Genomic DNA, 11,811 nt, shown 5'->3' with positions numbered 1-11,811 from the left:
ATGGCCGAACCCCAGCCCAATTCCGGCAAGATTCTCTATCCTGCAGTCGCGTTGCTCATCGCCCTGAGCGCGCTCTTCGGACTTGTGATCCTGCCGCGCCTCGCCCCCGGGGTCGGGGGCATGGTCGGCGCGGAGGCCCCCGACGTGACGCTGCCGGTCGCGGCCAACGGCGAGCCCGGCGCGCGCATGCAGATCGCCGAGCTGAAGGGCCAGCCGGTGATCCTGGACTTCTGGGCCACGTGGTGCGGTCCCTGCGCGGTCCAGGCGCCGATCCTCGACCGGATCGCGCGCCGCTACGAGAAGAAGGGGCTCGTGGTGCTCGGCATCAACGTGGACGACCCGCCCCAGGTGGCCAGCCAGTACGCCGTCAAGAAGGGCCTCTCGTATCCGATCCTCATCGACGACGCGAAGGAGGCCTCGGCTCGTTACGGGGTGGACAAGCTGCCGAGCCTCGTGGTGATCGACCGGCAGGGGAAGGTCGCGGCCTACCTGACGGGCGTCGTCGACGAGGCGAGCCTCTCCGAGATCATCGCGGCCGCCCTCTGATCTCGCTCCACGTGCCCCTCTCGCTCCACGTGCCCCCTCCCTCCCGTCCCTTGCACCTCGTGCTGGCGGCGCTCGCCGCCGCCTCGCCCGCCTGCTCCCGCGGCGACGCCGATCGCGGCCGCGACGCCGGCGCGCCGCCTTCGGCCAGCGCCTCCGCGCCGCCTTCGGGCCCGGCGGCCTCCGCCCCGGAGGCGCCTGCCCCACGGGCCTCCGGCGAGGCCGGCGCGCCCGATGCGGCCGGCGGCGACGCTGGCGCGCCCGGGGCGGTCGGGGATCCGATGGCGATCCACTACGAGGCGCGCGAGGATCTGGTGCGGCTCTTCTCGCTGAAGGAGTTCTCGGAGCGAGAGCGGAAGTTCAAGAACCCCGAGCTCTTCCTGGAGAAGAACTTCGGCGGCGGCTCGCCTGCCCGGCTCAACCAGGGCAACAAGGAGCTCGCGCGGCACACGCGATCGAAGGAGCAGTGCCTCGAGGGCCTCCGGGGCGTCGTCCTCCAGACGGAGGAGCAGCGCGCCCGCTGCGGCGGCCAGGAGAACATGGTGCCGGTGTACCGGCGCGGGAAGCCGGCGTCGGCCGAGTTCTGCATCGACATCTTCGAGTTCCCCAACAAGCCGTGCGAGCTGCCGATGGTATGGGCGAGCCCGACGCAGGCGGCGACCGTGTGCAGCCTGCAGGGCAAGCGCCTCTGCACCGAGGACGAGTGGAGCCTCGCGTGCCGTGGCGATCCAGAGGGCGGCAAGCCGAGGACGTACGCTTACGGCGACGAGCTCGATCTCGCCATCTGCCACACGCAGACGCCGCACCGAGACATCGACGGCAAGCCGTGCGACGGCGACACCGCGCGCTCCGCCTACCAGACCTGCGCGACCGACACCGAGCCTGCGGGGTCCTTCCCCGCGTGCCGCTCGCGGTTCGGGGTGTTCGATCAGCACGGCAACGTGGCCGAGATCATGACCCGCCGCGACCGCGACGACGGCAAGCTGTACAGCCAGCTCAAGGGGAGCGCCTGGTTCTACGTCGAGGTCGCCCGCGAGCACGACGCCCCGAGGCCGAAGGGCCGGGAGACCTACCCCGATCACTGCGCCTACAGCCCGCGCTGGCACGTCGAGCCGATGGAGGACGCGTGGCACGCGAATTACCACCTCGGGCTGAGGTGCTGTAAGACGATCCGCTGACGCGCCCCGCCCTGCGCGCGGCTGGCTCGCGCCAGCGTGCCGCCGGCGCGATCTTCCACCAGGCGGGTGGAGCACACCCGCGGGGTTGCGCCTGGCATCGTCGGGGCCGTCGACCTCCGCGGCGCGCGGCAGAGTGTCCGTGCGTCATCCGCCCGACGCCTTACCGGCGCGGTGCGGGACCGCCCGCCCCGCGAAGGGTTATACGACCTGCAGGGTCGGCTTTCCTCGCTTGCGCACGGCTTCCGGGACCTGCCCGAACTGCTCGCCATCCAGGTGAAGCCAGGAAAGCTTCGGTAGAGTCCATATCTCTTTGGGCAGAACCGAGAAGGGGTTGTCGACAACCCAGAGCTCGACGAGCTCCTTCATCTGCCCCACTTCCCGTGGCAAAAGCTTCAGCTGATTGCCGCTCAGCTCCAGCTTGCGCAGCCTCGGGAGGGCGAAGAGCTCCATCGGCAGTCGCTCAAGCTTGTTGAAGCCGATATCGAGCTCCTCGAGCGCGATGAGCGTGGAGATCGAGGCCGGAACGTCCTTGATGGCGTTGTCGCTCGCGTTCAAGCTACGCAGGCTGGTCAGGCCGCACAGCTCCGAGGGGAACCACTTCAGCTGATTCCGGCTCAGATCCAGCTTCGCGAGCTGGTCGAGCCCGACGAGCGACGGCGTTAGCTGTCTCAACGCGTTGCGGGACAGGTCGAGCTCCTCCAGCGTGGTGAGGGTCCCGATCTCCTCGGGCAGATCGTCCAGGCCCAGCGCGCGAAGATTGAGCGTCTTGCTCCCTTGATCCGCGGCGGCGGAGATCCGCTTGAGCGCGTCATTCACGGCGCCCTCTCGATCCAAGGGACCACCGGAGGATGATGCGCGTCTCGCAGCCCTCTTCATTTCTTCCTCTCGTTCTTCTGTTGCTGGCGCAGCTTTTCATAGGTGGCATCCGACTTACTGCTGAATGCGACACCATAATATCCCTGTGTCGTCGCGGCCTTCGGGTTGGCAGCAGCACCCAAGTCGTGGTCGTATCCTGTAGCGACCTCCTTGCCCGCCGTCCCCTTCCCCTTGACCTTGCACGAGCCGTTTGTGTTGCCCTTGTAGGTGACCTTGTTTTGCACCCCCTCTGGCTGCTCCCACATGTACTCCACAGTCGAGTTCGCGTCGGCCGCCGCGCGCATCAGCGCCGCATGACAGGTGGGGCACGGCGGGAACTTGCCTTCGAGCTTGTACTTGCGCTGCCGGCGCGGTAGTTCCCGCGCTTGCTGCGTCTTTCCGAACGCAAGCAATTCCTGGGCGAATTTCTGCTCGCCACATCCGTTGTTGCGCGGATTGAGGCCTGCCGGGGGAGCGTTCAGCCCCGGCGATGTCACGCCGCCGGACGGGAATCCGCCCGGGTTGCCCGCGAAGTTCTGGAACGCCGCCGGCGCACCTGTCAGCTGGGCGATGACCAGCCCCAGAGGGTCAGGCCAGCCGATCGGATTGGGGCCGTAGGTGAACAGGTTGAGCCCACCGAAGTAGCCGATGGGGTCAGGGCTGATGTACCTGCCAATCTCAGGGTCGTAGTAGCGATAGCGATTGTAGTGAAGACCGGTCTCGGCATCATCGTACTGGCCGGGATGACGAAATTGCGTCGTCTCCTTCGAGCCGGGAGCAGGCCGCGCCTTCCCGAAGACGGAGCGCTCGAGCCTCCCCAGCAACCGACCGGTCGCATCGATCAGATCCGTCGGCGCGCCAATGACGTCCTCTACATAGTAGACCCACGCGCCGCCTGCGGTGTCGCGGTGCCCGAGCGGCATCGGGTCATCGGAGTCCTCGAACAGGTATGTGCGGACAGACTCCGGCACCCCAGAATCACTGATCTTCACCTCGTGGATCAATGACATGAGGTCCCAGACATAGTGGTATCGAGCAGTGACGCGCCCATACCTTAGTGTGCGCTTGGCGACGCGACGCGCGAACGCGTCGTACAGGAACTCCACGCGCAGTCCGTCGGGACGATCGACGCTCTCCAGAAGACCATACGCGTTCCAGCTGTAGCGCCATGTCTCCAGCGTCGGAGATGCCGGGCTTCGCACCGTCTTCTTGATGAGGTAGCCCCGCGCGTCGTAGGTGTACTGGGTGTTCCCACGCGCCGTGAGGACGTTGCCCTGCGCGTAGCTGCGCTCGAGACCGCGGGCGCCGATCTCGTTGTAATTAGAGCACGGATCGACGTGAAACGTTTCCCGCGTTCCATCGGCACGCTGCCTGCAAACGAGTCGCTTTCTGGCGTCGTACTCGAACACATCGGACAGGCCGCCCGCGGTGGACATGCTACGGAGCTCGTCAACAGCGGTGTACTCGTAGCGGTGATCGACCATATCTGCGCGACCGACCCCGATCCACTCCGGCTCATCGCTTCGTTGACCGTCCTGCAGCCTCTCGACGTGGCGGCGCCGCAGGCGGTTGGCGGCGTCTCGTGCGTCGAGAATGGCTCCGCCGCCGGCGAGATCGATGCGCTGAATGGAGCCGAGCGGGCTTCGCGTGATAGACAGGACGCGACCGTCGCGGTCCTCCAGCGCTGCGACGCGACCGTTCGCGTCTCGCTTCACGCGCAACTCGTGGCCGAGCGACGTCCGAAGCGCCAAACGATCTCCGGCTTCGTTGCGCCAGCTCTGAACGACGTAGGTCGTCCCTTCCACGGTGATGGATTCCTTGGTAATCCGGCCCGCCGTGTCACGCTCGAACGTGAGCTCGACCTCCGCGGAGGACGCGAACATCAGCTCGCCGCGCGGGTCATACTCGAAGCGCCGCGCGGAGTTGTCGTGTGCAACGTGCTCCAGGATCTGCCCCGCCGGACTGAGCTTCAGTTCATGCAGACCGTCGCCTTCGTCGTATCCCGTGATGCGCCCGAGCAGATCCCGTTGGTAGCGGACGCTCGCGCCATGAAACTGGCGCTCCGAGGAGAGGTTCCCGTCTGCCAGGTACGAGCGCTCGGATTTCTCGCCTCGCTCGTTCAGATGGTACAGCAGCCATCCCTCGCGGTTGTAGAACGCGCGCAACTCGGAGCCATCTGGATGCACGACGCGCGTGAGCCAATTCAACCCACCGTATTCATACGTCGTCGTGCTGCCGTTCGGCTCGGTGGTTGCGACCAGGTTGCCCATCCCGTCATAGCAACAACTCGTGGTTCGGCCGAGCTGATCCACGATGTGCGTCACCCGCCCCGATCGGGTGTAGCGCAGATGTATTTCGTGACCGAGCGGATTCACGATCCGAAGCAGGCGTCCCCAGTAGTCGTACGTGAACTGGTAACGCGCCCCGTTCGGAAACGTACGAGCGGTGCAGTTCCCGTGATAGTCGTACTCGAACAGATGCCGCCCACCGCGTTCATCGATGACCTCACGCGCGAGACCTCGTTCAACATGACTGAACTGAATCAACCCATTTACCTGATCGCGCATCAAGACGACTTCGCCGAAGCGGTCGCGGTGAATCGTCGTGCTGCCTCCGGCGGGGTCGACGATCTCGATTTCTCGGCCTAGCGTGTCGCGCCGGACGTGGAGGACTTGGGCATCGGGATTCGTTTCCATCCCAATCTCATCCATCTCATCGTATTTCCAAATCCACGTCGCCCCTGTCGGATCGGTGAGCGAAATCATGCGTTCTCGCTCGTCGAAGACACGCGCCGTAACTCCGCCTCGAGCGTTCACGGCTTTGCCGATTTCATCGGCAGGACCACGAAAAAATCGCTGCAGCCGCACAGAATCGACAACCTCGGTGTAGTCGCCATCATATACAAATCGACAATGATAGATACCTTTCGCTGGGTGCCCGTCACGTAGGACAGGCGGCGCTTCGGAAGCCAGCGCGGCATCGGCGTGTCCCGGATAGTTTCCCCAGGTCTCGATGCAGCTACCCTCGTCGTCGTAGACGAAGTGAAAAACGATCCCGCTCGGATATTCGAGGCGCTGTAGGCGATGATGTTCGTCGTACCCGTAGCGGGTCGAGTAACCATCGGCGTCGATGGCCTCGATCAGGTCGCCATGAGCATTGTAGTCGAAGCGGGCGAAGATGAGCGAGTCCCCGTTCGGATCTGGCACGGCGATCGAGCGGATTCGACCCTCCTGGGTGCTGTGGAAGACGATGGTGCGCCCTGCCGAGTCCATAACGCATACCAGGCGCCCGGCCTCATAGTTCAGACGCAGCCAGCCACGGGCTCGATAATTGACCGCGACCAGCCTGTATACGGCGGACGTCGGCTCTGTCTTGGCGAAGTGATGGATGAACTCGTTGCCGGGCCGTACCGCATAGCCCATCTCAGTGCGTAGAATCCCCCAAGGCCCGACAGACGCCTGCTCGCCAGTGCCGTCCAGCGCCGGAAGGGTCTCCACGCCGCCGTCGCCTGACCGCAGAACGAGTCCGCGTCGGGTCTCTTCCAGCGTCCAGGCCAAGCTATGTCTCCAGCCGAATCCCAGTCCTACGTCCTCGTCGCGTCGAGCAGAGGAATATGCACGGGTGATATCGAGGTTGAAGAACCCCGGCAAGAAGAGGTCCGTCTCAGGGCTTGTGAAGACCTCTCCCGAAATGACGTCGACGGGATCTCCTCTGGAGATACTTCGGCTGCAGTTGGTGCATCCGCCGTTCGCGCCGGGGCTGCATCCTTTTGCGTCCTTGCCACCACCGCTGGCATCTCCCTTGCCATTCTTACCGCCTGCGCCTCGCTTCCCGCCACGCCCTCGCCCACCTTTTCCGCGGCCTCCGCCGCCTCCTCCGCCTCCACCAGCGATGAAGACGCCCGGGTTCATGCCGGGAATTGCGGGGATATTGGGTACGGGTGCGGTGCGTGCCATCGCTGTGTTTCCGGGATATCCGTGGTAGGCGGATCGTCGCACTCATGCTAATCAGGCCAGCGCAGCGACGCGACAACAAAACAAATAATGCATTCTCCTGAGGACGGAAGCCGCCTGCTCGTGGCGGAGGCACCGGCCCCGCCGCCCTGCCCAGCACAGGAGCGCCGCCCTCGACTGGGTCCTCACGTTCAGCGACATCAACATGCTCGTGGACATGGGGGACGCGAGCGCACGGAGGCCGATTGCCGCGCGCTGCTCGAGGCAGCGGCGCTCGGCGTGACGTGCGTGCGCTAGACGCCGAGCTTCTTCCGGATCTTCGAGGCGGTCCGGGCCTGAGCCCCCTCGCGAGGGCGACCCGTCCCGTTGCCGAGGCGCACCGCGATGATCTCCGCCAAAGGCTTCCAGAGACTCGCGCTGTCGCTGCCCGAGGCCGAGGAGCACGATGCCACCTCGGGCTGAGGTGCTGCAAGACGATCCGCTGACGCGCCCCGCCCCCGCGCGCGCGGCCCGCCCCGCGCGCGCGGCCCGCCCCGCGCGCGCGGCTGGCTCACGCCCGCGTCGACGTGTACCCTTCTCCCGCGATGGCGATGCAATCGCTGGCGCCTCGTGCACGGATCGCCCGCGGCAACTCCGGTGAGGGCCGCTGGGAGATCGCGACGCGGCCCCCGGCGCCGCACCTCCGGCCTTACATCCGCGACTACAGCGGCTACACGGAGGAGACGCCCGGGCCGCTGCGGCGGCGAGAGCTCCCGGCGCCGCAGATCGTCGTGATCATCGAGTTCGGACCGCCGCTGCGCGTGTTCGACGCGGGGAGCGATCGCCGTCATTCCTCGCACCCCGGCGGCTTCGTCGCGGGCCTCGACGCCAGCTTCACGATCACCGAGCACGACGGGTTCCAGTGCGGGCTCCAGGTGAACCTCACCCCGATCGGGGCGCGGCTCTTCTTCGGCGTGCCCATGGAGGAGCTGACCGGGCGCGTGATCTCGGCGCGCGATCTGCTCCCCAGGAAGCACGCCCGGCTGGCGGAGCGCCTCGAGGAGCTCCCGACCTGGGACGCGCGCTTCGACCTGATCGAGCGGGCGCTCGGCGAGCGCGTGGGCGAGGCGCGGATCGAGGTCGGCGTGGTCTCCTGGGCGTTCCGCCGGATCGAGGAGCGCGGGGGCGCGGTCGACATGCGCACCCTCGCGCGCGAGCTCGGCTACAGCCAGAAGCACGTGATCGGCCTGTTCCGCGAGCACGTGGGCGTCCCGCCCAAGCTCCTCGCGCGGCTCGTGCGCTTCGACCGGCTGGTGCGGCACCTCAAGACGGGCGCCACGGGGACCTGGGCGGAGCTCGCCCAGCAGTTCGGCTACTACGACCAGGCGCACCTCGCGCGCGACGTGAAGCAGTTCAGCGGGACGACCCCGACCCGGACGCGCGCGGCGCTCATCGACGTCGCCGGCATGAGCCCCTGATCCCTCGGCCAGCGCCGAGATCACCCGCGTTGGAGTCGACGGCCGACTCCTCACCCGCGCTCGGGGCGCCGATCCCGGCCCCGCATCGGGTCTCGAATGCGGCGGGGGCGCGGCGGCTGCGGCTCAACCGTCTCGTCGTCGCGCCCGAGCCAGGACAGCGCCGAGCGCCGACCCGAGCACCGCGCCCAGCAGCAGGCCGAGCCGGCCCGTCGCCTCGTAGCCCCGTAGCCCCCCTGATTCGAAGCCGGTCGCGAAGTTGCCTCCGAAGAGCGCTCCCAGGAGCAGCCCCAGGAGAGCCCCCGCCGCGGCTCCGAGCGCTGCGCCCATCGTCACCCGACTCACCCGTCCCATGGCGCGCAGCCTAGCGTCTTCGGGCGTGTGGTGAAGGGCCAAGGCCACCGTTCTTCGGGGCTCCGGGCGTCGCGCGCGCCGGGGTGGGACGTGGGACTTCCGATACGCGGCCCGGGCGGCGCTCGCGTGGAAAAAAGCTGCGCGCGCCGTTCGGGGAGGAAAGGAATCCTCTCATCGAACGTAGACCGATCTGAGCAGCGCAGTCGCCCGGAAGGCGCCCGCGCCCGGCGCTTCCAGGCGCTGTGGCGTCGCCTGGAGGGCGGCGCGGGTGTGCTCAAGGTGAACGTCCTCGTTCAAGGAGATCTCGACATGACACGGATGAAGCTTCTCGGGTTTCTGATGGCTGGTCTCGCGCTCGTGGCTTGCGGCGGTGATGAGGGTGATGGAGATGGCGGTAGCGGGAGCGACATCGAAGGCAAGCAGCTCGGCGCGCTGACGGCCGAGGAGGCCGACGGCCTCTGCGACGACCTCCGCGCGCAGACCGATACGATCTCGAAGGAGGACGAGTGCGAGGCCGAGGGGGTGGTTGGCTCGTTGTTCGGAATCGAGTGCGAGACTACCAAGCAGGCCTGCATGAGCGCTGCGGAGGAGTCCGAGGTGACGGGCGAGCTCGATTCGTGTGGAGCGTCCGAGTTCACCGGCTGCACCGCCACGGTCGCGGAGGTCAGGGCCTGCGTGGGCGCCATGGTAGGCACCATCAAAGCGCTCACGTGCGAATCGACGCTCGCCGACATCGCGCAGAAGCCGGCGGCGTGCGCCGCGCTCGAAGAGAAGTGCCCGGCGTTCTTCGAGGGAGAGGAAGAGGAAGACGAGAGCGCGGGCGAAGGCTCCTGAGCGGAGCGCCCGCCCCGCCGCGCGGCTCGGCTCGGCGATCGCGCGCGGCCGGGCTCGCGCCGGAGGCCGCTGCCTATTTTGTCTCCAGCAGGAAGAAAGATGGAACCGCGGTCGTAGTAGGTCCGGCCCGCGCGCCTGCCCGGTCGACGATGCAGCCCGCTCGCTTCCTTCGGCGGAGCCGTCCTCGAGCGTCGCGCGGACACGCTGGTGAACATTCTCGATGAGGGAGCGCTCGATGACACGGATGAAGCTTCTTGGATTGCTGATGGCTGGCCTCGCGCTCGCGGCATGCGGGGGCGACGACGACGGGGGCAACGGGGACACCGGGAGCCAGAGCGGAGGTGACCTCGACGGCAAGCAGCTCGGCCAGCTGACGGCCGCGGACTCCCAGGCGGTGTGCCAGGATCTCGCCGCGTCGATCAACGTCACGAAGGAAGACCTGTGCGAGGTCGCCGGCGCGTTCGCCGGCGCGTTCGGGGGTGACTGCGAGGCCACCAAGGCCGAGTGCATGAGCGCACCGGAGCAGCCCTCGCAGGGCGACGGCGGGTGCTCCACCGAGGGCTTCGCGGGCTGTACCGCGACGGTGGCGGAGTACAAGGCGTGCATGAAGGCCCAGGCCGACGCCGTCAAGGAGATCACGTGTGCAACGGCGCCCGACACCTCCGGGGAGCCCCCGGCAGGGTGCGCGGCGCTCACCGAGAAGTGCCCGGATATCGTCGGCACCGGGGAGACCGACGGCGAGGGCTAGCGCCCCGCTGACCGTTCGTCCTCTGGCGCCACGACATCGAAGCGCGCGATGAGCGCCACGACGTCGGCCAGTGACGGCCCGGGGCCCTTGGCCTCGCCGCCATCGCGGTGAAGCTCCCTGTCCGGAGCCGCGCCCGTTACGCCTCCTTCCCGACCAGGCCATGACATGCGGTGGGCCGAGCACCACCACGAGCCGCACGCGACCGGCTTGCCTCGAGCGCCATCCCGCGCTGTCGCCGATCTGCTCTTCACCGACGAGAGGGTCGACCGCGTGGCACGCAAGGCCGACGTGGCGATCCGGATGGGGGCGCTGCCCGACAGCGCGGAGCGCCGGTATCGTCGAGGCGACAGGGGCGCCTGCGGGTCCTGAACGGCCAGGAACGCACCTTCCTTGTCAAGGAGAGCTCGAATGAGACGGATGACGCTTCTCGGGGTCCTGGCGGCTGGGCTCGCGCTCGCGGCCTGCGGTGACGATGGGGGCGAGACCGCGATCGCCCTCGACGAGAGCCTGCAGCTCGGCGAGCTGACGAGCGAAGAGGCCAGCCAGGTGTGCGACGATCTCAAACAGCCGATGAAGCTCGCGAAAGCAGACCAGTGCGATCTCGTCGGACTGCTCAACTCCCGCGAGATAGAGGCCTGCGTGGCCATCTGGCGGCAGTGCCTTATCTCTCCAGGTGAACCTCTGACGTCGAGCAGGTGCTTCACGTACGAGTTCGAGGGGTGCGCCGTCACGGTTGCGGAGGCCAAGACATGCCTGATCGCCATGGCCGGCACCCTCAAGGAGCTCTCGTGCGGGTCCGACTTCGACCTCTTGCAGCCACCTGAGGAGTGCGCGGGCGTCCGCGCGATGTGCCCGTCGATCCTCGAAAACGGCGAAGGCTTCTGAGGTCGCCCCTCGCCCCGCTCACCGGCCGCTCTCGATCTCGCGGCACGCCCTGCGCCTCGCATCTTACATCGTCGCACCTGGAGCGGCCCGCGCCTGGATCTGCGCCGGCCAAGCATGCCGGACCTTGACAGGTGACCATTTGGTAACATATCAAGGGGGTGACGGACGACGATCGCGTCTTCAAGGCGCTGGCCGATCCCACCCGGCGCTCTCTCCTCGACCGGCTCTTCGCGCGTGACGGCCTCACGCTCACGGAGCTCGAGTCCGAGCTCGAGATGTCGCGGTTCGGCGTGATGAAGCACCTTCGTGTGCTCGAAGCCGCGGGGCTCGTCGTCACGGTTCGATCGGGCCGGAAGAAGCTTCACTACCTGAACCCGGTCCCCATTCGCCAGATCCACGATCGTTGGATCGACAAGTACACGGAGGGGCGCATTTCGGCGCTCGTCGATCTGAAGAAGCAGCTGGAGGAGAACAATGACGACGAAGAGTGAGAAGCCGGTCCACGTCTACCGAGTCCACATCAAGGCGACGCCCCAGGCCGTCTGGGATGCGATCACGAAGCCCGAGTGGATCGAGAAATACGGTTACTGCGCCCGCGCGGAGTACGATCTGCGCCCCGGCGGGAAATACCAGGCGTTCGCGAACGCGGAGATGTCCCAGCACGGCGGCCCCAAGGTCATCATCGATGGAGAGGTCATCGAGGCCGACCCTCCGCGAAGGCTCGTTCAGACGTGGCGCATCCTCTGGGATCCCGAGATGAAGGAGGAAGGCTTCAGGCGACTGACCTGGGAGATCGAGGTGAGCCCCTACGGCATCACGTCGCTGACCGTGACCCACGAGGTCGGCGACGCGCCCAAGACGGCTGCCATCACCTCGGGCGCGATCAAGGAAGCCGGCGGAGGCTGGAGCTACATCCTGAGCGATCTGAAGACGCTGCTCGAGACAGGCAAGACGCTCTCGGCAGCTTGAAAGCGCTGCGCCGCGCGTTCGGACAGCCGATCGCGCCG

12 protein-coding genes are annotated in these 11,811 nt (G+C 67.1%); 9 read left to right on the top strand and 3 right to left on the bottom strand.

Annotated features, from left to right (window positions below; all coding sequences use genetic code 11):
• Both WMF14_RS48645 and WMF14_RS48640 read left to right on the top strand, forming a co-directional pair.
• The gene (locus WMF14_RS48645) at positions 1 to 546 is read left to right on the top strand and encodes a TlpA family protein disulfide reductase (RefSeq protein ID WP_272096829.1); all 546 of its coding nucleotides are present in this window, start codon (positions 1 to 3) and stop codon (positions 544 to 546) included.
• A gap of 11 nt (positions 547 to 557) precedes the next feature.
• Positions 558 to 1,721 (top strand): SUMF1/EgtB/PvdO family nonheme iron enzyme, encoded by a 1,164-nt coding sequence (locus WMF14_RS48640; protein ID WP_437797784.1) that lies wholly within the window; start codon positions 558 to 560, stop codon positions 1,719 to 1,721.
• 198 nt (positions 1,722 to 1,919) lie between these two features.
• On the opposite strand, the gene WMF14_RS48635 is transcribed toward WMF14_RS48640, so the two are convergent.
• Both WMF14_RS48635 and WMF14_RS48630 read right to left on the bottom strand, forming a co-directional pair.
• Positions 1,920 to 2,537 (bottom strand): leucine-rich repeat domain-containing protein, encoded by a 618-nt coding sequence (locus WMF14_RS48635; protein ID WP_437797782.1) that lies wholly within the window; start codon positions 2,535 to 2,537, stop codon positions 1,920 to 1,922.
• A gap of 56 nt (positions 2,538 to 2,593) precedes the next feature.
• Positions 2,594 to 6,487, bottom strand: coding sequence for an RHS repeat-associated core domain-containing protein (locus WMF14_RS48630; RefSeq protein WP_437804434.1), 3,894 nt, complete (start codon positions 6,485 to 6,487; stop codon positions 2,594 to 2,596).
• 626 nt (positions 6,488 to 7,113) lie between these two features.
• Here WMF14_RS48630 and WMF14_RS48625 point away from each other — a divergent pair.
• The gene (locus tag WMF14_RS48625) at positions 7,114 to 7,986 is read left to right on the top strand and encodes a helix-turn-helix domain-containing protein (RefSeq protein ID WP_437797780.1); all 873 of its coding nucleotides are present in this window, start codon (positions 7,114 to 7,116) and stop codon (positions 7,984 to 7,986) included.
• A gap of 123 nt (positions 7,987 to 8,109) precedes the next feature.
• Here WMF14_RS48625 and WMF14_RS48620 read toward each other — a convergent pair whose 3' ends face one another.
• Positions 8,110 to 8,337 (bottom strand): hypothetical protein, encoded by a 228-nt coding sequence (locus WMF14_RS48620; protein ID WP_437797778.1) that lies wholly within the window; start codon positions 8,335 to 8,337, stop codon positions 8,110 to 8,112.
• A 309-nt stretch (positions 8,338 to 8,646) separates the two neighbouring features.
• Between WMF14_RS48620 and WMF14_RS48615 the strand changes: the two genes are divergently transcribed.
• From WMF14_RS48615 to WMF14_RS48590, 6 genes are all read left to right on the top strand, one after another.
• Entirely contained in the window at positions 8,647 to 9,171 is a 525-nt protein-coding gene (locus tag WMF14_RS48615) for a hypothetical protein (RefSeq protein ID WP_437797776.1), read from the top strand.
• A gap of 235 nt (positions 9,172 to 9,406) precedes the next feature.
• Positions 9,407 to 9,919, top strand: a complete 513-nt coding sequence (locus tag WMF14_RS48610) for a hypothetical protein (protein WP_437797774.1) — start codon at positions 9,407 to 9,409, stop codon at positions 9,917 to 9,919.
• A 165-nt stretch (positions 9,920 to 10,084) separates the two neighbouring features.
• A complete protein-coding gene (locus WMF14_RS48605) occupies positions 10,085 to 10,288 on the top strand; it encodes a hypothetical protein (protein WP_437797772.1) in 204 nt (67 codons plus the stop codon).
• 39 nt (positions 10,289 to 10,327) lie between these two features.
• Positions 10,328 to 10,804, top strand: coding sequence for a hypothetical protein (locus WMF14_RS48600; protein WP_437797770.1), 477 nt, complete (start codon positions 10,328 to 10,330; stop codon positions 10,802 to 10,804).
• Positions 10,805 to 10,962: 158 nt separating this feature from the next.
• Entirely contained in the window at positions 10,963 to 11,295 is a 333-nt protein-coding gene (locus tag WMF14_RS48595; RefSeq protein ID WP_272096821.1) for an ArsR/SmtB family transcription factor, read from the top strand.
• Positions 11,279 to 11,773 (top strand): SRPBCC family protein, encoded by a 495-nt coding sequence (locus WMF14_RS48590; protein WP_437797768.1) that lies wholly within the window; start codon positions 11,279 to 11,281, stop codon positions 11,771 to 11,773. The genes WMF14_RS48595 and WMF14_RS48590 overlap by 17 nt, the downstream gene beginning before the upstream one ends.
• The last annotated feature ends 38 nt before the right edge of the window (positions 11,774 to 11,811 follow it).

The sequence above is a fragment of the Sorangium sp. So ce693 genome, from assembly GCF_051521375.1.
Classification (GTDB): domain Bacteria; phylum Myxococcota_A; class Polyangia; order Polyangiales; family Polyangiaceae; genus Sorangium; species Sorangium atrum.
This window is presented reverse-complemented; position numbering and strand designations above follow the sequence as displayed.